This window comes from Archangium violaceum (assembly GCF_016887565.1).
In the GTDB taxonomy this organism is placed as follows: Bacteria; Myxococcota; Myxococcia; order Myxococcales; family Myxococcaceae; genus Archangium; species Archangium violaceum_B.
This window is the reverse complement of the sequence record NZ_CP069396.1, coordinates 7,024,131-7,044,815: the sequence shown is the minus strand read 5'-3', so window position 1 is coordinate 7,044,815 and position 20,685 is coordinate 7,024,131. Positions and strand designations below refer to the sequence as shown.

16 protein-coding genes are annotated in these 20,685 nt (G+C 68.8%); 5 read left to right on the top strand and 11 right to left on the bottom strand.

From position 1 onward, the window contains the following. Positions 1–6 precede the first annotated feature (6 nt). The 6 genes from JRI60_RS28230 to JRI60_RS28205 all read right to left on the bottom strand — a co-directional run bounded on the left by JRI60_RS28230 (position 7) and on the right by JRI60_RS28205 (position 7,019). Positions 7–336, bottom strand: a complete 330-nt coding sequence (locus tag JRI60_RS28230) for a hypothetical protein (protein WP_204218985.1) — start codon at positions 334–336, stop codon at positions 7–9. Positions 337–565: 229 nt separating this feature from the next. Then, positions 566–2,833 (bottom strand): DUF4157 domain-containing protein, encoded by a 2,268-nt coding sequence (locus tag JRI60_RS28225; protein WP_204218984.1) that lies wholly within the window; start codon positions 2,831–2,833, stop codon positions 566–568. Positions 2,834–3,264: 431 nt separating this feature from the next. Next, positions 3,265–4,767, bottom strand: coding sequence for an ATP-binding cassette domain-containing protein (locus JRI60_RS28220; RefSeq protein ID WP_204218983.1), 1,503 nt, complete (start codon positions 4,765–4,767; stop codon positions 3,265–3,267). Between the two features lie 183 nt (positions 4,768–4,950). Next, on the bottom strand, positions 4,951–5,331 hold the full coding sequence (locus tag JRI60_RS28215) for a hypothetical protein (RefSeq protein WP_204218982.1): 381 nt from the start codon (positions 5,329–5,331) through the stop codon (positions 4,951–4,953). Between the two features lie 134 nt (positions 5,332–5,465). Next, on the bottom strand, positions 5,466–6,536 hold the full coding sequence (locus JRI60_RS28210) for an SPFH domain-containing protein (RefSeq protein WP_204218981.1): 1,071 nt from the start codon (positions 6,534–6,536) through the stop codon (positions 5,466–5,468). Further along, positions 6,537–7,019, bottom strand: coding sequence for an NfeD family protein (locus tag JRI60_RS28205; RefSeq protein ID WP_204218980.1), 483 nt, complete (start codon positions 7,017–7,019; stop codon positions 6,537–6,539). Between the two features lie 188 nt (positions 7,020–7,207). Between JRI60_RS28205 and JRI60_RS28200 the strand changes: the two genes are divergently transcribed. The 4 genes from JRI60_RS28200 (at position 7,208) to JRI60_RS28185 (ending at position 11,226) form a co-directional block, all read left to right on the top strand. Beyond that, positions 7,208–7,975, top strand: a complete 768-nt coding sequence (locus JRI60_RS28200) for a glucose 1-dehydrogenase (protein ID WP_204218979.1) — start codon at positions 7,208–7,210, stop codon at positions 7,973–7,975. A 25-nt stretch (positions 7,976–8,000) separates the two neighbouring features. Beyond that, complete coding sequence (locus JRI60_RS28195; RefSeq protein WP_204218978.1) at positions 8,001–8,825, top strand: alpha/beta fold hydrolase; 825 nt, start codon at positions 8,001–8,003, stop codon at positions 8,823–8,825. A 104-nt stretch (positions 8,826–8,929) separates the two neighbouring features. Beyond that, positions 8,930–10,144 carry an acyl-CoA dehydrogenase family protein gene (locus tag JRI60_RS28190; protein WP_204218977.1) on the top strand — a complete coding sequence of 405 codons (1,215 nt, stop codon included), beginning with the start codon at positions 8,930–8,932 and terminating at the stop codon, positions 10,142–10,144. After that, entirely contained in the window at positions 10,141–11,226 is a 1,086-nt protein-coding gene (locus JRI60_RS28185; RefSeq protein ID WP_204218976.1) for a phosphotransferase family protein, read from the top strand. Before JRI60_RS28190 ends, JRI60_RS28185 begins: the two co-directional genes overlap by 4 nt. A 50-nt stretch (positions 11,227–11,276) precedes the next feature. Here the strand turns inward: JRI60_RS28185 and JRI60_RS28180 are convergent, their stop codons facing one another. Continuing rightward, complete coding sequence (locus JRI60_RS28180) at positions 11,277–13,280, bottom strand: hypothetical protein (protein WP_239469760.1); 2,004 nt, start codon at positions 13,278–13,280, stop codon at positions 11,277–11,279. 40 nt (positions 13,281–13,320) lie between these two features. Next, a complete protein-coding gene (locus tag JRI60_RS28175; RefSeq protein WP_239469759.1) occupies positions 13,321–14,409 on the bottom strand; it encodes a DUF3142 domain-containing protein in 1,089 nt (362 codons plus the stop codon). 359 nt (positions 14,410–14,768) lie between these two features. Here JRI60_RS28175 and JRI60_RS28170 point away from each other — a divergent pair, with 359 nt between their 5' ends. After that, entirely contained in the window at positions 14,769–17,798 is a 3,030-nt protein-coding gene (locus JRI60_RS28170; protein WP_239469758.1) for an error-prone DNA polymerase, read from the top strand. A gap of 63 nt (positions 17,799–17,861) precedes the next feature. Here the strand turns inward: JRI60_RS28170 and JRI60_RS28165 are convergent, their stop codons facing one another. The 3 genes from JRI60_RS28165 to JRI60_RS28155 all read right to left on the bottom strand — a co-directional run bounded on the left by JRI60_RS28165 (position 17,862) and on the right by JRI60_RS28155 (position 20,598). Next, a complete protein-coding gene (locus JRI60_RS28165) occupies positions 17,862–18,590 on the bottom strand; it encodes a hypothetical protein (RefSeq protein ID WP_204218972.1) in 729 nt (242 codons plus the stop codon). Between the two features lie 120 nt (positions 18,591–18,710). Beyond that, a complete protein-coding gene (locus JRI60_RS28160) occupies positions 18,711–19,631 on the bottom strand; it encodes an NAD+ kinase (RefSeq protein ID WP_204218971.1) in 921 nt (306 codons plus the stop codon). A 7-nt stretch (positions 19,632–19,638) separates the two neighbouring features. Continuing rightward, on the bottom strand, positions 19,639–20,598 hold the full coding sequence (locus JRI60_RS28155; protein ID WP_204218970.1) for an SPFH domain-containing protein: 960 nt from the start codon (positions 20,596–20,598) through the stop codon (positions 19,639–19,641). Positions 20,599–20,685 lie beyond the last annotated feature (87 nt).

Sequence of the window (20,685 nt, the reverse complement as noted above, 5' to 3'; positions counted from 1 at the left end):
AGCCACTCAGTGCATGCGGTGTGACGCCCAGCGCAGCACTTGTACGAGCACCATCACCCAGAGACTTCCGAAGAGGATGTCCATGAGCCGCGGCGGCGGGCTGACATCCCGATAGGTCGGCTCCTGGAGCAATCCCCGTTCGCGCAGTGCATCAATCAGGGGGCTCAGGGGTGGAGGCTCTCCGCCCGCGCGCTCTTCCGCGATCAGGACCGAGCGGGTGCCGTCACGCTGGAGCAACAGGAGCTTCCAGGTCTCGCTGGCGTTGTGGAAGCCCCGCCGGTTGTTGGCGAAGACCGTCCACTCCACGTGTGCCAGCTCGTCCAGGGTCAAGGTCAACTGCCTGCCTGGTTGTCCCGGATCGATCGTCCAGCGGCCGTTGTCGCAAGTCACGGATGTGGCCGGGAGCGCGAGCGTACGCAGCCGCGGGAGGTGCCTCCGGGCCAGACAGTAGGTCAGGAAGTTGAACGGCCAGGATGTAAAGGCGACCAGGAGGGTGATGACAGGAGGCGCTTTCGCGAGAAACGCCCTCCAGCGTGTACGCACGCCGCCCTGCTCGCGAAAGCGCCTAGTGTCCAGGGCCGACGCCTCCGGTGCAGCCACCCTCGCCCAGCCCGAGCCGGATGGCTTCTTCCGTGTCATCCCCGATGAGCGAGTCCGTGACGTAGTACACGCCGATGCCGACGAGGAAGCCCACGATGTTGCCGGCAATGGGCACCTCGCTTCCCATGGCGGCGAAGAGGAGACCGGTGGCCAGCGCACTGCCTCCGGCGGCCACGGTGGAGCGCCCGGCGCGTGCGGCGTAGTCGATGTCCGTGTAGTTCTCCTCGTCCAGCAGCATTCCGCCCGTGGTGACCAGCGGCGCCAGCACCACGGCCGCGCCGGTTCCACCCGCGACACGTCCGAGGGTGCTCGAAGCGGTCGGAGACATACCGGCGGTGACCAGCCGTTGGGTGGCGTAGTTGGTGGCGTAGTTCTCGGCCAGAACTCCCGTCGCGCTGCTGCCAAAGCCGAACGTGATGTCTCGCACGTAGTGGGTCTGGCCACCCTGCACATCCTGAACGGCGTTTCCGGCCAGTGCCATTCCAGCGCCCAGTGCACCGCCCATCCCCACGCCTCTCCACATCGCGGGGGCGACGCGGACACGGCGCAGGTTGTTCGCCAGGAAGAACTCCTCTGGCAATTGACTCGGATTGACGTAGACGTCCATGTTGGCCGCGGTCGCGTTCTGCGGCAACGAAAGGTCGATGGGCCCGTTCTGGCCGGGCAGGACCATGTGGTGACCGCCGAGGGCCACGTCGTGGACGGCCATGGGCAGGTTGATGCAGTTGGAAGCGCCCGGTGGGCAGACCGTGGCGGGGAGGTTTCCAAAGGCACGCCGGAACGCCGGATGCTCCCTGGGCGGTGTGCTGTAGCGATAGATCTCGCCACGCATCTCCCGGCCCGCCTTCTGCATCAACTTCACCAGCTCTTCCGCCTCCACCAGACTTCCATCGGTACGGACCACCGCGACCGCGTCCGGGAAGTAGGGGAAGAGTGCATCGTTGGCATAGGTGCCGGGGGTGCCCCGGTTGAGCATGGCGGTGACAGGGCCGCCACCTCGGGTGAGGGCGCGTTCCAGGCCGGAAAAGCCGTGTGTGCTCATGCCGGCTCGGAACCCGCTGATCACGAAGCGGCCGTTGATGACGGCGAGGTCGGAGGCGTGGGAGCCCTGCCACAGCACCCCCGTCGTACCGGTGGGAAGCGGAGCGCCAGGCTGTCCGAGGAAGCCAAGGGCGCTCATCCCGGGGATGGGATTGGCGCTGTTCCCATCCGGGGCGAGCGACCGCTGAGCAGGCAGGTAGACGCGCTCGGGACCCGTGGAGACGACGCCGCCAGGCGCGCTGTTGAGCTCCCGCAGGATGATGTCAGCGCTTGGGATGTAGGTATGGGATACGGGCGGCTGGAGCCCAGGAAACAGACCCGGCCTGGCGAACGGTGACGCATTGAGAGTGATGGGCAGACGCAAGCCCAGGGATGGGGCGAGCGGCGTCGACATCATCATCGTTCGAGGCTGGGCTGGAAGCGGGATGCGGAGCGGCCCACTTCTGGAGGGATCCCGCGTGGCGAAGTACGTGGCCGCATCGACCTGGGGAACGTTCCGGCCCGCCATGAAGCGGTCGAACTGCGCGGGGGTCACCAGCGTGCGGCCCACCACCGTCGCGGTTCCGGCCACCTGTTCCCCCGAGATTCGCGTCACCGCGACTTCGAGGGGTCCGCTGGCCTCGAGCGAATAGAGAACGTCCGGTACATGGAGGAGGCCGGGCTCCGCCAGCCAGACGTGCCCAGCGTTGACGCGGCGCCGCCGTTCGGCCGACAGGCGCCGAAGCAGGTTTCCGTAATCGTAGTATTCGCCCTCTCCTCGCTCATTCTGCGTGAGATAGGCCCGCGCGCGGTTCAACTGGAACAGCAGCTCCTGGTTGCTCAACCCCGCCGCGTCGATCGCGCACGGGCCGCTGTTTCGCTGTGGGTCGACCTGGGCTCCAGCCCCTGTCTCCGCGGCACGAGGATCCTGCTGCCGCTGAAGAACCGGACCTCCGCCCGCGGATTGTTGCAGCGTGTGCGCGACCTCATGTGCCAGGAGGCGCATTCCCTCGGAGGACTCGGGGCGATACTGGCCCTCGCCGAAGACGACGTCGGCTCCGACCGTATAGGCCAGCGCCCCCAGCTTGGAGGCGGAGGTGGCGGCATCCGCATCGGTATGCACCCGCACACCGCCCAGGTTCGTGCCGGTCGCGGATTCGAGGCTCGCGCGGGCTGCTGGTTCGAGCGCGCGACCGGCTCCGGTGGAGCGCATGTGCGGACTCGCCGTGCATTTCGGACAGCTTCCGTCACAAGCGCAGGATGACGCGGGTTTCATCCTTTCCTGTCGCGACGTGTCGACGACCCGGCTCGCGAAGGCATTGGCCTCGGCCTCATGCTCGGGGGAGGGCTCGAGCATGCGGGTCAGGGAAGAATGCATCCAGCGCGGCAGCTGGCCTGGCTTCGGTGGCCCGCCCAGGTACACGGGCAGGCCACGGCTCGCTGCGGGAGCGGTCCCAGGTGAGGCCTGGGAAGACGTACGGTCTGGTACGTCGCTCCGGGTCTCCATCCGCTTCTTCAATGGCGCGAATGTCAACGGTCCCCCCTTCGGCGAGCAACTGAAGAACGCCAAACCCCTGGCTTCATTCTAATGCCGGCATGACAGAGGTGGAAACATGGAAGTCATGCTTCCAACACCCGGCGGATTCAGTCCGAGGCGACGTCCACGCGTCCCTCCTGTACTCGCCAGCGTGAGGATGTGCACCGCCGCGCGAAATGTGTGTCGTGTGTCACCAGCAACAGGGCTCCCGGGTACTCGCGCAGGGCCGCCTCCAGTCGTTCGATGGAGGGCAGGTCCAGGTGGTTGGTGGGCTCGTCGAGCACGAGCGCCCAGGCGTGCTGCCCGAGTCCTCGCGCGATGAGCAGCTTGCGCGCCTCGCCGGGCGAGGGCTGCTCCGTGGCGAGCAGGCGATCCGGATCCACCCCGAGCGCGGCCACCAGCGACAGCACGCGGCCCTTCTCCTCGGGTGGCAGCTCGCGCACCGAGTCGAGTGCCTCCTCGGCCTCCTGCGCGCTCAGGTCCTGCGGCAGGTACAGCACGCGCTCCAGGGGAATCCGCGACTGGTCGAGCAGCGCCCGCAGCAGGGTGCTCTTTCCGGCGCCATTGGGGCCCTCGATGCGGACGCGGGCCTCCCGTGGCACGTCGATCCGCAGTGGGCCGAACAGCTCCACCTCGCCCGCGCGCAGCCCGGGCACGTCCAGGCTGAACAGCAGCGCGTGCGGCGGCCGGACGTAGTCGACGAAGACGGAGCGGCCGAGTGTCTTCTCCACCTCGATCGATTCGACGGCGGCGGCGGCGTGCTCGACCTCGCGGCGGGTGATGGCCACGCGGCGGCCGTGCTTCGCGTCCGCCCAGCTCGCGAGTGTCGTGGCCCCCATGCCGCGTGCGTCGCTGTCGTACTTGTTCCTCATGCGGCTGCCGGTGTTGCGCGCGGCGGAGGCGGCCTCCTGATCCCGGCGCGTCTGCACGAGCCGCTGCTGGAGGCGCCGTTGCTCGTCCTGCGCCTGTTGTCTCGCGGTGCGCCGGGCATCCAGCTCGGACTCCCAGGCCTCGTGGGCGGCGGAGTAGCTCCCCGGCCAGAGCTGCACCGTGCCCGCGTGCACGCGCAGCGTGGCCGTGGTGAGGGATTCGAGCAGCTCGCGGTCGTGCGAGACGAGCACTCCGACCCCTCGGAAGCGGCGCAGGGCGGAGATGAGCCACTCACGGGCCTCGGCGTCGAGGTGGTTGGTGGGCTCGTCGAGCAGCAGCACGTCCGGCTCCCGCGCGAGCGCGGCGCCGACCTGCCAGCGCTTGCGTTCACCGGGTGAGAGCGTGGGCCACCGTTCGAGCGCGGTGGGATCCAACCCGAGCTGTCCCAGCATCCGCCGCGAGCGTGAGTCGAATGCTTCCGCGAGCGCGGTGATGTCGGGGGTGATCTCCTCGACTCGCTGCGGGCAGAGGTGGACGAGCGCCGAGGGCGGCTCGAAGCGGAGGTGTCCCTCCGAGGGTTGGAGCTCGCCGGAGATCAGGCGCAGCAGGGTGGACTTGCCAGCCCCGTTGGAGCCGACCAGGCCGGTCCAACCCGTGGGCAGGTGGAAGTCCGCCTCGGAGAAGAGGGGAATGGCGTCGGTGAACGCGAAGGAGACGCGGTGAGCGCGAACGAGTGACACGAGGAACTCCGGAATCGTTCCGGGCACGCACGAGGGGCCCGGGGGTTGGCTGAGAGACAGCGCCGACGATTCAGGAGTGGATCTTCAATGGAGTACGAAGCCTCGTGTGCGAGGAGGGCCCGGAGTTCCGGGCTCGGAAGTTCTAACCACGGACGGGCCCTCGCGCAATCCCTGACTGGGAAATTATCGGGATGGCACGGTGGCCGCGACGGCTGCCCGTGTCTGCTGGGCGAGCCGCCAGGCCCCTACGGAGGCCGCCAGTGCCGACACCATGGTCATCAGGAACGCCAGGGCGATGTTGTGCAGCGCCTCTTGGACTCCGATGAACAGCACGGACGGCCCCTCGCTGGACAGCGGGCCGGCGTAGGCCCGCAGCAGGTTCATGATGCCCGTGATGAACCCCAGCCCCCCCGCGAAGAGCGTGAAGAGCCCCAGCGTGAGCATCAGCGGTACGTAGCGCGTGTCCGGACGGGTGGCGTAGCGCAGGCTCGTGCCCAGCAGCGCCAGCCCCGCGAGAAGCGTGGGATACATCCCCCAACCACCAGCGATGAATGCTTCCGACATGGGACCTCCGTGAGTGTGTGCTCGCTCGGACAACGGGCACTCGGAAAGGTTCCAGCCCGGGATTCGCTATACCCTCACCCCGTCCCTCTCCCAGAGGGAGAGGGGAGGGGGGCGCGGTGAGGGGAGGTTGGCGATTACTCCTCCGATGGCAGCGGCGGGCGGTTGCGCACCGGCATCGCCGGGGGCGCTGCCGTCACCGTGCGCGTCAGGGCCTGCGCACTCAGGACCGCGGCGCTGGGGGTGGGACGCGCCTTCTCGGCGCTTCCTTCCCTCGCGAACACCTCCTTGAGCGTCGCGATGCTGCCGAGCGCCGCCGTGGCCTCGTACGGGACGAACATCTTGTTGTCGCCCTTACCCAGCTCCTGCAGCGTCTCCATGTAGCGCAGCGCCAGCACCTCGGGGGTTGCTCCTCCACCGGAGTTGATGGCGTCGAACACCAGCCGCGTGGCCTCCGCCTTGGCCTCGGCATCCAGCAGCGTGGCGCGCTTGCGGCCCTCGGCGCGAGCCACCTCCGCGTCGCGCTCGGCCTCCGCCCGGAGGATCCGGGAGATCTTCTCGCCCTCCGCGGAGAGGATGGCGGCAGCCTTGTCACCCTCCGCCTTGGTCACCTCGGCGCGGCGCTCGCGCTCGGCCGTCATCTGCTTGGCCATGGCGTCCTTGATGGCGGCGGGCGGCTCGATCTCGCGCAGCTCCACCCGCGTCACCTTCACGCCCCACTTCTCGGTGGCCTCGTCCAACACCGTGCGCAGCTTGGTGTTGACCGTCTCGCGGCTGGTGAGGGTCTGGTCCAGCGTCAGCCCGCCCATGATGTTGCGCAGGTTCGTCATGGTGAGCTGCTCGATCGCCAGCGCCAGATTCTCCACCTCGTAGAGCGCCTTCGCCGGATCCACGACCTGGTAGTAGATGACCGAGCCCACCTCCATGGTGACGTTGTCATGGGTGATGACCTGCACGGTCTCGAAGCCCATGACCTGCTCGCGCATGTCCACCAGGTTGGTGCGGGTGTAGCGGTTGCCCACGCGCATCTCCATGGCGCGCGGCGAGTCGAGGAACGGCACGAGCACGTTCAGGCCGCTGTGCGCCACGTGGTGGAACTTCCCCAGGCGCTCGATGACCATGACCTTGGCTTGCGGCACGATGCGCAGGCCCTTGATGAGGCCGAAGCCCACGGCCAGCGCGATGATGAAGAGGATTGCGGTACCCATCTAGCGACCTTCCTTCTTTTTCAGGGGAACCTCGAGCGCGGCCGAGGGACGCCGCACCCATAGCTTCAGACCTTCCACCTGCTCGACGATGACGCGCTCACCCTCGGCCACGGGACCCGCGAGCGAGCGCGCCGTCCAGAGCTCTCCGTTGATGCGCACCGTCCCCCCGTGCCCCTCGACGAGGGACTCGGTCACCACGGCCTCCTGGCCCAGCATGGCCTCCACGCCCGTCTTCATCTGCGTGGCGGTGCGCATGAAGGCCTTCTTGAAGAGGGTGCGCGAGGCCGCGAAGAGGCCCAGGGAGACGAGCGTGAAGCTGGTGAGCTGGAAGTCGATGCCCAGCCCCAGGGCCGCCGAGAGGCTGGCGGCCAGTGCTCCCACGGAGAACCAGAGCATCACGAAGCCCGGGAGGGCGATCTCCAATGCTCCCGCGAGGACCGCGGCGAGGAGCCACAACTGCCATGCGCTGGGTGGGAAATCCATGGAATGCTCCTGTCCAGAGAGAGCTTGCCACCGGGCCGACGCGGCGCGCCAGAACCCCTTGTCCGTGACGGACATTCCTGCACCACGTGAGTGGGGAGCGGGGTAGGCTCCGGGCGCCTCGCGCCCCCGAGAGCCGCTCGGCGGCCCGCACGGCATGCTAGCGCGTCTTCACAACGGAGAGGTGAGTGATGGCTGGACGAGTCGAAGGCAAGGTGGCGTTGGTGACGGGAGGGGCGTCGGGGTTGGGCAAGGCGGCGGCGGCGATGTTGGCCCGCGAGGGTGCGCGCGTGGCGATCACGGATCGCAACGAGCCCGGGGCGAAGGAGGTGGCTGGCGCGTTGGGCGAGGCCGCTCGGGCCTGGAAGCTGGACGTGACGCAGGAGGCCGACTGGGAGCGGGTGGTGGACGAGGTGGTGGCGACGTTCGGCCGGCTGGACGTGGTGGTGAACAACGCGGGCATTGGCGTGGCCAAGGACGTCGAGTCCCTGTCCCTGGAGGAGTGGAGGCTCGTCCACGCGGTGAACCTGGACGGGGTGTTCCTGGGCTGCAAGCACGGCATCCGAGGCATGCGCAAGTGCGGCGCGAAGGGCTCCATCATCAACGTCAGCTCGGTGGCGGGGCTGGTGGGGTCGGAGAACCTCGCGGCGTACTGCTCGAGCAAGGGCGGGGTGCGCCTGCTGACGAAGTCCGTGGCGCTGCACTGCGCGCGCAAGGGTTACGGCATCCGGTGCAACTCCTTGCACCCCACCTTCATCGACACGCCCATGGTGGAAGGCTTCGCGGGCATGAAGGGCGACGTGGCGGAGGGGAAGGCGCGGCTGGCGCGCATGATTCCGCTCGGCCACATCGGTGAGCCGGACGATATCGCCTACGCGGTGCTGTACCTCGCCTCGGACGAGTCCAAGCTGATGACGGGCTCGGAGCTCGTCGTGGACGGTGGCACCACGGCGATGTGAGCAACCCTTCGACTCGGAGCGCACCATGCCCTTCCTGGACGTCAATGGTACCCGTCTGTATTACGAGGACACGGGAGGCTCGGGAGAGCCCATCGTGTTCAGCCACGGCCTGCTCTGGAGCGGCCGGATGTTCGACAAGCAGGTGGCGGCGCTGAAGGACCGCTATCGCTGCATCACCTACGACCACCGTGGCCAGGGGCGGAGCGACGTGTGGAAGGTGGACACCGTGGACATGGAAACGGTGTACGCGGACGGGGTGGGGCTCATCGAGAAGCTGGGCGTGGGGCCGTGCCACTTCGTGGGGCTGTCCATGGGGGGCTTCGTGGGGATGAGGCTGGCGGCGAGGAGGCCGGACCTGCTGCGCTCGCTGATGCTGCTGGAGACGTCGGCGGACCCGGAGCCGACGGAGAACGTGCCGCGCTACAAGGTGCTCAACTTCATCGCGCGCTGGCTGGGGCTCGGGTTGGTGGCGAAGCGGGTGATGCCGATCATGTTCGGCCGCACGTTCCTGGAGGATCCGGCGCGGGCGGCCGAGCGGGCCGACTGGGAGCGCCAGCTGAAGGAGAACCGGCGTGACATCTGGCGCGCGGTGAACGGGGTCATCCGGCGGCGCGGCGTGTACGACGAGCTGTCGCGAGTGAAGACACCGACGCTGGTGCTGGTGGGAGGGGAGGACACGGCCACGGTGCCGGCGAAGGCCGAGCGCATCCATGGAGCGATCCAGGGGTCGAAGCTGGTGAAGCTGCCGCGAGGTGGGCACACCTCGACGGTGGAGGAGCCGGAACTGTTGAACGCCGCGCTGGAGGAGTTCCTGGGCGAGGTGTCTTCGGGGACGCGCCGGGTAGGGTGAGCCGAGAAGCAGGATCCCGAGTCATCCCCTCTCCCTTCGGGAGAGGGCGAGGGTGAGGGTACCCGTCACGGTGTTCGACCCAGACGAGCCCAGGAGACGAGTGCATGGATTTCACTCCACCGGAGTCACTGAGGAATCTCCTCCCGGAGGTACGAGGCTTCATCCGCGATCAAGTGCAGCCGCTCGAGAGCGCGCTGCAGACGAAGGGCTTCCACGCGCTCCAGCCGGAGCTGGAGCAACTCCGTGAAGAGGTGCGGAAGAACGGCCTGTCCGCGCCGCACATGGGCAAGGAGCACGGGGGAGGGGGCCTGTCGCTGATGGAGTTCGCGCATCTGGCGGAGGAGCTGGGTCGGAGCCCGCTGGGGCACTACGTGTTCAACTGCCAGGCGCCGGATGCGGGGAACATGGAGGTGCTGGCGCACCACGGGACGGCGGCGCAGAAGGAGCGCTTCCTGAAGCCACTGGTGCGCGGGGAGATCCGCTCGTGCTTCGGGATGACGGAGCCAGAGCACGCGGGCTCGAACCCGGCGTGGCTGGGGACGCGGGCGCGCCGCGAGGGTGACACGTACGTGCTGGACGGGCACAAGTGGTTCACCTCGGGGGCGGACGGAGCGTCCTTCTGCATCGTGATGGCAGTGACGGATCCGGAGGCCTCGAGCCCGTACCTGCGGGCAAGCCAGATCATCGTCCCCATGGACACGCCGGGCTTCAAGCGGGTGAGGAACATCCCGGTGGCGGGCGAGGCGGGCGAGGGTTGGGCGAGCCACTCGGAGATGGTGCTGGAGAACGTCCGGGTGCCGGTGGACAACCGGCTGGGCCAGGAGGGGATGGGGTTCGTCATCGCGCAGGATCGCCTGGGGCCGGGGCGCATCTACCACTGCATGCGGTGGCTGGGTATCTGCGAGCGGGCGTTCGATCTGATGTGCGAGCGGGCGGTGAGCCGGGAGCTGTCGCCGGGCAAGCCGCTGGGGACGCGGCAGATGGTGCAGGAGTGGATCGCGGACTCGCGGGCGGAGATCAACGCGGCGCGGCTGATGGTGCTGCACGCGGCGTGGAAGATGGAGAAGGAGGGGGCGGCGAAGGCGCGGGATGAGATCTCCGCCATCAAGTTCTACGTGGCGAACGTGCTGCAGCGGGTGCTGGATCGGGCGATCCAGACGCACGGCGCGATGGGCCTGACGGACGCGACGCCGCTGGCCTACTGGTGGGGCCACGAGCGGGGCGCGCGCATCTACGACGGAGCGGACGAAGTGCACAAGTCGTCGCTGGCGAGGCGGATCCTGGAGCGCTACGGCCTGAAGAAGGGGAGTGCGGAATGAGCACACCGGAGTGGCTGGACCGGACGAGGGAAGTGCGTCCGGGAGAGGAGCTGGACGTCGCGTGGCTGGAGAAGTACCTGGCCGAGAAGGTGCCGGGGCTGACGGGGCCACTGGTGGTGGAGCAGTTCCCGGGAGGGCACTCGAACCTGACGTACCTGCTGCGGATGGGCGAGCGGGAGCTGGTGCTGCGCCGGCCGCCATTCGGGGCCAAGGCGATCAAGGCCGGGCACGACATGGGCCGCGAGTACCGCATCCTCAGCGGGTTGCTGCCGGTGTACCCGAAGGTGCCCCGGCCGCTGGTGTTCTGCGGCGAGAGCGAGTCACCGATGGCTGTGCCCTTCTACGTGATGGAGCGGGTGCGTGGGGTCATCATCCGGGCGAAGCCACCGAAGGGACTGGAGCTGACGCCGGAGCTCATGAGGAAGCTGTCGGAGAACTTCGTGGACAACCTGGTCGAGCTGCACGCGGTGGACTGGCGCGCGGCGGGACTGGGGGAGCTCGGGAAGCCGGAGGGCTACCTGGGCCGGCAGGTGGCGGGGTGGACGGAGCGCTACGGCAAGGCGAAGACGGACGACATCGCCGAGATGGAGCAGGTGGCGAAGTGGCTGGCGGCACACCTCCCGAAGGAACTGCCACCGACGCTGATCCACAACGACTACAAGTACGACAACCTGGTGTTGGATCCGGAGAAGCTCCCGAGCATCCGAGCGGTGCTGGACTGGGAGATGGCGACGATCGGCGATCCGCTGTCGGATCTGGGGATGGCGCTGGCGTACTGGGCGGAGGCGAAGGATTCCCAGGAGCGTGTGGCGCTGCCGTTCGGGCTGACGATGCTACCGGGGAACCTGACGCGCGAGGAACTGGTGGCGCGGTACGCGGAGAAGAGCGGACGTGACACGAGTGGAATCGCGTTCCACTACGTGCTGTCGCTCTTCAAGGTGTCGGTGATCGCGCAGCAGATCTACTATCGGTTCAAGCAGGGGCTGACGAAGGACGAGCGCTTCGCGGCGATGATCGTCGGCGTTCGAGTCCTCTCGAAGACTGCGGCCCGGGCCATTGAGACGGAGAGCATCCGTCCCTGAATGGGAAGGACAAAACCCCTCTCCCCCTGGGAGAGGGACGGGGTGAGGGTCTATGAGTCACTGCCCTGGCCGCCCGTGTCCTTGCGCTTGCGGCGCACGAGCAGAACGGCGCCCGCCAGTGGCAGCAGCATGATGCCGCCACCCACCGTCACCACGGTCCGGAGCCGCCAGACCTTCCACGGTGGGGCGACCTTCTGGTTGCGCAGCCGCTCGAAGTCCGGCTCCGGGCAGCTCTGACCAAACTGCCAGGCGTCCTCGATGAGTGCCCCCTTCCTTACATAGGTGAGCCAGAGGCGCTGGACCCGTTCCGGCTCGGTTTTCGAGGCGAACCGCGCCGCGTGGCACAGGAGTGCCGCGTACGCCTGGCTGCGCGGATGCACCTGCTCCGCGGCCTGCTCGGCCAGATCCGCCGCCGTGGAGCGGTAGTGGAAGCGCAGGGGATGCGTCGGCCCATGGGCGGCCAACCGCTCTTCCTCGGCCTGCGTGGTGAGCGGGATGTCCCCCAACACGCCCAACACGGCCCGCGTCGCGGCGCTCTCGCCGGGCTGCTCCGTCTCTCGATGCCAGTCCCCCACGTCGAACTCCCCGTACGTCCAGGACCAATCGGGCGCGGCCTCGGTGCCCAGCAACTCCATGCCGTGAGCGCGCGCGAGCTTCGCCGCGGAGTAGAGCGCCTGTGCCCGGGCCACGCTGTCCCACCAGGCTCCCCGGGCCCGCTCGAGTGCGTCCACGTACTGCCGCGAGAACTCCTCCCACTTCGTGCCCCGGAAGTACTCCAGGGCCTCCTGACCCCGTCCACTCCGCATCAGGCGCCTTCCGAGCAGCAGGCGCAGGCGTATGTCCAGGCCCGGACCTTCATCGTCGCCTTCATAACCCCACGGGAAGAACTTCATCTCGGACTGGCAGCGGTCCTTCGGATCGGAAGCATGGGCCGCGACGAACCGCTGGAGCTCCTCCACCGTCAGCACGCGCTCGGCCACGTAGGCGATGTCCGGCCAGGAGCAGCTCGCCCATGAGAGCTCCGCCGCCTGGGAGAAGTCGCCGCGCATGAGCGCGAGGGCGGCTCGCTCACCTTCCACGTGCGCTCTCGGGCGCCGCGGATGAGGCTCATCCTCGCCCCTCCAGTCGTCCGCCTCCGGAATCCCCCGCGCGGCTTCCGCGAGGTACTGATCCGCCGCGGTCTTGTCACCCCGGCGCAGCGCCAGCTTCGCCTTCACCCAGGAGGCAAGAGGGGTCCGCTCCTGTGCGGCGAAGCGCTCGGCGATCTCGAAGCGGCCCGCGCGCCACGCTCCCGCCGCCAGCCGATCCGCCCCGGCCAGTCCGGGGACGGACGCGAGCGTCTCCAGCAGCCGGGCCAGTGGGCCGGGCGTTCTTGTTTCCTCGTCCGCCCACAGCAACTCCTGTCCACGCGTCCAGGCATAGGTCGTGAGCAGGCGCTGCCCCAGTGGATCCTGGAGCACCCGCCGCAGGCGCGCCTCGTCACGGGCGAGTGCTCGGGAGACCTGCAACAGGGAGATCACCCCGAGATCGCTCCCGTGGGCCACCTGCTCCGCGTAGAGGTGGAGGGCTCCCACGTCGTCGCCCTCTTCGAGCAGCGCCCGTGCTTCCTCACCGAAGCTCGCCAGTGCGAGACCCAGCGGATCCTCGAAGCCCTGGCGGACCAGCTCGCGGACCTCGGAGAAGCGCTGGCGGGCCTCCTGCGTCGACTCGGCCGTACGTCCCAGCATGAAGGCCGCGAAAGGGGAGAAACGGCGGCGCTCCTCGGCGGGCAGTTCGAGCACCTCGAGGAATCGGGCACGGGCCTCCTCCCAGCGCCCCTCGTGGAAGGCCTGGGCACCGGACTGGTACAGCTCCGTCTCACGGACGCCGCCGCCCACCCGGGCGCCTTCCGGCTCCTTGTAGCTCTCGACCACGGGAAAGGGCTCCGCCGGCTTCGGCACCAGCAGCGCGACCTCGTGCGCGAAGCGTCCATCCGGCAGCTCCGCGAGTGTCGCGGCCCGATTGTGCAGCAGCTCGGGAGGGAAGTCGGGGCCGCAGGCACGCGCGCGGCGCATGGGAGCGAACGACGCCAGGACGACCAGACACACCAATAGATTACGGAGAGGCAATGGCCACCTCGGATCCCCGCACGAAGCCGATGACGCGGCGCTCGCCTGCGCGCAGGCGGGGAGGCGTGCGCGCCACGAGCGAGGTCCCTCGCGCGGTGTAGCCACCGACGCCGTCGAGGACCTCGAGATTTCCAGAAAGGGTGAGGCGCGTGGGAGCCTCCGCATCCACGCGGCCGGTGTTCTCGAGAACGATGTCCAGCGTGCCCCCGCCCGCGTCGACCAGACGCGGGAGGAAACGCGGGTCGAGCGCTTCGCCCCGCACCACCGCCATGAGCGTGGGGAGGCTCCAGGCCTCGGGGTCACCGCGATGACCGAGCCGGAACCAGATGACGCCCGTCACGCCCGCCACGGGGTGCTCGCGGAGCCCGGAGAGGAACCGGGCCACGTCCCGAGGCTCGGCGGACAGGCGTGTCCCGTCGCGCAGACGCACACGGTAGGTGGGGAGTGCCACGTGGAAGGGGCGGCCGGTGGCCTTCGACCAGGCTTCGACGAAGCCTCGGGCTTCCTCGGGAGTGAAGAGGGTGGGGGCGCGTACCGCGTGCACCTGGAGGACGACGTCCTCGGGGATGGAGGCCAGACGGGCGAGCGCGGGAGAAGAAACCCACGTGGGGAGCGCCGTGATGGAGAGCGGCAGGTCTCCCATCGCCGTCCGTTCGCGCGCCAGCCAGTTCGCGTAGTCGGCCAGTGCCGCGGTGGCACAGTCGTGGTCGAGCTCGATGCCGCGTACGCGGACGCCCCTGGCCCGCCAGGCACGGGCATGCGTGGCGACCTCCTGGAGGGAGATGCCATCGAGTGGCGCTGTACCATCCACCCGCATGACCGCGACCACCTCGCGACCGCTCCGCGCCAGGCTCTCCACGTCCACCGCCACGTCCACGGGGGTGCGTGCCGGTCCCGAGCGTTCCCGCGCCAGCACGCGGAGCGCGCCGAGCTCGGAGGGGGCCTGCGTGACGGCCTGGACCAGCTCCGGGCTCCAGCCGCGTTGCCAGACATAGGCCTCGTGGACGAGAGCGCGAGGAGGCGGTGAGCCCCCGCGAGAGCAGGCGAGGCCGAGCACGAGGAGCAGCACGCCCATCCACCACGCCGGAGTGAACCGTATCCGGAGCCCTCGAGGGAGGGTCATCTGACGCCCAAGGAACACATCACCATCCTAGCGTGGAGGGGAGACACACAACCCCCTCTCCCTTCGGGAGAGGGCTGGGGTGAGGGTATCCGTCCCCCAGGCTCGAGCCCGTGTAAATCCCCTCTCCCTCTGGGAGAGGGCCAGGGTGAGGGTCTGGATCAGACGTCTCGAGTTCCAACCCGAGTCCACACTCCCGGAGAAGGTCACGCCGATGGATCTCACTTGAAAAGTGACGTGACACGACGGGTAGACACAACATACCTACCGGGGCGGACCTTCCGCCTGAACGGCCGCTCAGTAGCTTGGCGAGCGTGTACGCCGAGCTGGTCTGCCGATCGAACTTCTCGTTTCTACGCGGGGCATCGCACCCCGAGGAGCTGATCCAGGCGGCGGCCGAGCTGGGCCTGCCGGCGGTGGCATTGGCGGACGGGGATGGGCTGTACGGGGCGGTGAAGGCGCACCTGGCGGCGAGGGAAGCGGGAATCAAGTACCTGCTGGCGAGCGAGCTGACGCTGCTGGATGGGCCGCCGGTGGTGCTGTACGCGCAGGACGCGAGGGGCTACGCGAACCTGAGCCGGCTGATCTCGAAGAGCCGGATGATGCACCCGAAGGGGGAGGCGGGCCTGCCCTGGCGAGAGCTGGCCGAGGAGAACCAGGGGCTCCTGGCGCTGCTGCCGTTTCCGGTGCCAGCGGAGCAGGTGGCGCCGCTGGCGGAGGCCTTCGCGGAGCGCTTCTACGTCGGCGTGAGCCGCTCACTGTCCTCGGGAGACGAGGCGCGGGTAGCGCGGTCGAAGGCCCTGGCGAAGAGCCTCGGAGCCCCGCTGTGCGCGCACAACGACGTGCACACGCACCACCGGAGCCGCCAGCCGTTGCAGGACGTGCTCACGGCCATCCGGTACAAGACGACGCTGGGGCAGTTGGGGACGAGGCGGTTGCCCAACGCGGAGCGGACGCTGAAGGGGCCGGAGGAGATGGCGCGGCTGTTCGCGGACTGCCCGGAGGCGCTGGAGCGCACGCTGGAGCTGGCGAGCCGCTGCAACGCGACGCTGGACGGGCTGCGCTACCACTTCTCGGAGCAGGACCTGCCGCAGGGGCACACGACGTCGAGCTGGCTGCGCGAGCTGACGTACCAGGGACTTCAGGTGCGCTACCCGGGAGGAGTCCCACCCGAGGTGGTGAAGCAGATCGAGCACGAGCTGAAGCTCATCGCGGCGTTGGACTTCGCGGGGTACTTCCTGGCGATCTGGGACATCGTCCGGTTCGCGCGCTCGAGGGGAATCCTCTGCCAGGGGCGTGGGAGCGCGGCGAACTCGGCGGTCTGCTACGCGCTGGGCGTGACGGCGATCGATCCGGTGCGAATGGGGCTGCTCTTCGAGCGCTTCCTGAGCATGGAGCGCAAGGAGCCGCCGGACATCGACGTGGACTTCGAGCACGAGCGGCGCGAGGAGGTGCTGCAGTACGTCTACGAGAAGCACGGCCGGCACCGGGCGGGCATGGTGTGCGAGGTCATCTGCTACCGGGGACGGCTGGCGCTGCGCGAGGTGGGCAAGTCGCTCGGGCTGTCGTTGGATCAGGTGGATCGGCTGGCGAAGGTGGCGGGCTCGCACGGCGGCGAGATGTCGACGGAGCTGCTGAAGGAGGTGGGGCTGTCGGAGGAGGACCGGCGGGTGCGGCAGACGCTCGCGCTGGCGCGGGAGATCGAGAGCTTCCCGAGACACCTCTCCATCCACGTGGGCGGGTTCGTGATCACGCGCGAGCCGCTGGTGGAGATGATCCCGGTGGAGAACGCGGCGATGAAGGGCCGCACGGTGGTGCAGTGGGAGAAGGACGACCTGGAGGCGGTGGGTGTCCTGAAGGTGGATCTGCTGGGGCTGGGGATGCTGACGGCGCTGGCGAAGTGCCTGGCGCTGATCAAGGAGCACCACGGGCGCGAGCTGACGCTGGCCACGATTCCGGCGGAGGACCCCCGGGTCTACGACATGCTGTGCAACGCGGACTCGATCGGGGTGTTCCAGATCGAGAGCCGGGCGCAGATGAACATGCTGCCGAGGCTGAAGCCGCGGTGCTTCTACGACCTGGTGGTGGAGATCGCGCTCATCCGTCCGGGGCCCATCGTGGGAGACATGGTGCACCCGTACCTGCGGAGGAGGGAGGGGCGGGAGCCGGTGGAGTACCCATCGGAGGACGTGCGGAAGATCCTCCAGAAGACGCTGGGGGTGCCGCTCTTCCAGGAGCAGGCGATGAAGCTGGCGATGGCGGTGGCGGGCTTCACGCCGGCGGAGGCGGACGGACTGCGGCGGGCGCTGTCTCACAAGCGCGCGGAGGAGCGGCTGGGGCCATTCCACCAACGCTTCGTCGAGGGCGGAGTCGCGCGGGGGTACACGCCCGAGTACGTGGACACGCTGTTCCGCCAGTTCCGGGGGTTCGCGCACTACGGCTTCCCGGAGAGCCACTCGGCGAGCTTCGCGCTGCTGGCGTACGCGTCGTCGTGGCTGAAGTGCCACTACCCGGCGGCGTTCACGACGGCGCTGTTGAACTCGCAGCCGATGGGTTTCTACGCACCGCACACGCTGGTGGGGGATGCGCAGCGGCATGGGGTGGAGGTGCGGGGTGTGGACGTGAACCACTCGGGGTGGGACTGCACGATGGAGGAGGGCGGGGCGCTGCGGCTGGGGCTGCGGATGGTGCGAGGGCTCCAGGAGACGACGGGGCGGCGCGTGGAGGCGGCGCGGCGGGACGGGCGGTTCACGAGCCTCGGGGAGATGGCGCGGCGGACGCGGGTGCCCCGTCACGAACTGGCGCGGCTGGCGCTGGCGGGGGCACTGGGGAGCCTGTGCGGCTCGCGGCGGGACGCGCTGTGGGAGATCCAGGCGCTGGGCCCGCTGGAGGAGACGGACCTGTTCTTCGGGATGGCGATGGACGGGACGCAGGTGGAGCTGCCGCGGATGAACGTGGCGGAGCGGGTGAGCACGGACTTCGAGACGGTGGGCCTGTCGCTGGAGAAGCACCCGTTGGAGCTGCTGCGTCCGGCGCTGCGCAAGCGAGGCGCGGTGACGGCGGCGGGGCTGGAGCGGGTGCGAGCGGGGGCTCGGGTGGCGGTGGGGGGCATGCTCATCTGCCGGCAGATGCCGCCCACGGCGAAGGGGTTCTGCTTCCTGTCCCTGGAGGACGAGACGGGGATCGCGAACCTGGTGGTGCCACCGGATGCGTATGCGCGATTCCGCAAGGACATCCACGGTGCGCTGTTCCTGGTGGGGCAGGGGACGCTGGAGAAGACGGGGAAGGTGACGAACGTGAAGGTGCAGCAACTGGAGCCGATCGCCTCCGCGCTCCCGGGCTGAAACCGTGTATGCCCCCTCTCCCTCTGGGAGAGGGCTGGGGTGAGGGTCTTCCTGCACTGGGTCTCAGAAGGTGCCGGACAGCCCCATCGCCGCGCCGCCGGGCAGGGCGCCCAGCATCGGCCTCAGGCGGACGGTGCCCGCGCTCATGTCTGTGTCCGTGTCCGGCGGGGAATCGAACGAAGCGGAAATCTCATACCCGGCGATGGCACCACCGAGGGGGGCGCCCAGCGCGAAGAGGGCGCTCAGGAACAGGGGACCCGCGGAGTTCTCGAGCCGCGAGGCGCCGTAGACGGCGGCGGCGCTCGCGCCAACACCCACCACCGCTCCCAGGAGGGCACCCACGAAGTAGCCCCGGCCGCCCGTCAATCGCCCTCCCAGCCAGACGCCCAACGGCATTCCGATGACGGCGAGGGGCCCCATCACCACCAGGACGGTCGTCAGACAGGTCTTGGTCTGGGGGGAATCGGAAGCGGGATTGCAGAGGAGGACGCCGGCCGTGGTGGCGATGCCGAGCGCGAAGGGCACTCCCACTCCCAATCCGATTTCCGCGAGGATGCGTTCCCCAGTGGGCCTCGGCTCCTTGACGTACTGCGGTGGCGTCGCGGGAGCGGGATCATCGAGAAGCCGGAGCGGCGTGGCGGTGTTCGTCCCCGGGACATGGGCCGAGGCGGGAGGATGTCCATCCCCGAGCTCCTGCGCACGCACGGCCTGGGGTGTGGCGAGGACCAGAGCCAGGAAGAGGGTCGGAAGGGAAAACCACTTCATCCGGAAGGAGCGAGGGTTCTGTGCCATGCGTGAATGAATTGCAATCACAGTGCCCTGATGGATCTCCGTCGTGGAAACAGGAAAAGGACACCCGGATTGCGCACGGTGGAGGCTGTGTGTGCAGGGCGGTGCACATGGCCGCGCAATTCAGTGGACGACGAGCCGGGCGCGCTGAGCGGCCGGACGCACTCGCGCCGTGGTGCCCGCGTTGAAGGCGAGGAAGTCCTCCTCCACACCATCGCTGAAAATGACGCCGCCCGAGGGCATTCGCGACTCCACCTGCAACTCCTGCTGCTCGCTGACGAAGCCGCCCACCATGCTGGCCGTCGAGTGCCGGCTGATGAAGGGCTCGCGCACCACGAAGGCCAGCCGAGGGTCCTCCCAGGCGAGTCGCCACGGCTCTCCCGGCTCGCCCCCCGTGGCCTCCGTGAGCCCTCGCGCGAACGTGAACACCGAGGACAGCCAGCCGGTCGAGCCCGCTCCCGTGGAGACGATGATGCCGCTGGAGGACTGGGACTCCGCGCGGCGCTCGTAGTGCAGGGTGTAGCGGGCCGAGACGTGGGTGCGCGCCCCGAGGAACAGGTCGTTGAACCCGAGCAGCCGCTGGCCATCGCTCAGCACCACCTCGGCGAGCGTCACCTCGCGGAAGCGGGCGCGCTCCTCCAGCACGTGGCGCACCGCCACTCGTGCCGTGTCCACCCCGAAGGGCAGCAGCACGCCGTCGAAGCGCGATGGGTCCGGGTTGATGCCGACGAGCGGTTGCGAGCCCACGTACTTGGCCACGTTGGCCACCAGGCCATCCTGGCCCACCGTCACCACCAGCTCCTTGCCGGTGAAGAGGAAGGTGGGCACCAGCGCCCGGTCCACCTGCTGCACGGGGAGGCCGAGCGCCAGGTGCTTGTGCAGCACGTCGAGGGAGCGCCGGTAGGTGTCATCCTCGCGGGCGTAGTCCTCGAAGTCCTGGCCGGCGTGCTCCAGGTAGAAGCGCGCCTGCGAGCGCGTGTTGAAGCGCTCCACCAGCTCGGCGAGCCGCGTCTTGCGGGTGACGAGGACGATCTTCTCGTACATGGCGCACCTACTTGGAGGGGTTCGCGAGCAGCGAGCGCAGCAGATCCGGAGACATGTTCAGCTCGCCGATCTTCTGCGCGTTCTCCGCCATCTCGCGGAAGGCGAGGGCGATGTTGAGCTTGGGATCGTTCCCACCGCCGGCGGCGGCCATGAGCACCTTCCAGTCCACGTTGCGAACCGGGGCGAGCGTCTTCTCCAGTGCGTAGGCCTTGGCCTCGGCGGCCTTGCGCTCGTTCTCGCTCCAGCGGTCCATGAAGGAAGCGCGCTGCTCCTCCACGGCGATGTCCGCGGCGATCTGCGCCTCGCGGATCTGCCGCTTACCGGCCTCCACGGACAGCTCGGTGGCGATCTCGCTCTCCTTGATGCGCCGCTCCTGCTCCACGGCGGCGTTGCGGCGGGCGTAGATGGCCTCGTCCGCGCGCCGCTGCAGGGCCTCGCGCGCCTCGGCTTCGAGGGCCCGTGCCATCTCCGGGGTGGGGCGCGTCGACAGGAGCGCGAAGCCCTGCACCTCCACGCCCAGCATCCGCACCGCCTCGGTCTCGCGCAGCGCCGCGAGCACCTTGCCCTCGATGGTGGCCGCGCTCACCAGAACCTCGCGCAGGGGCATGGACTGCACCACCGTGCGGGCACGCACCTGGGCGATCTGGACGAGCCGCTCCTCAAGCTTCGAGGGGTCCTCGGAGGCGTACTCTCCCGAGGGTTTGATGGAGTAGTCGAGCAGACCGGACAGCAGCTTGGGATCCGAGACGCGGTAGGTGAGCTGTCCCTGGAGGGTGACGGCCTGGAAGTCCTGGGTCACCTCGTTGAAGACGAAGGGCACGTCCGAGCTGGACAGGGGCACGGCCACGACGGTGGTGGTGGGAGCCCAGTAGAAGAAGGAGAGGCCGGGCCCCTCCCGCTTCACCCGCCCGTCCTTGAACTGCATCACGTATGTCGTCGGCGGCGCCTTCATGTACCGGATGGACATGGCCCTTCCCCTCTTTCATCTTCGTGTTTTAATGACACCAACATAGTGTCGCAAGTACACGAATGCAACACTGAAATGGATCCGTGG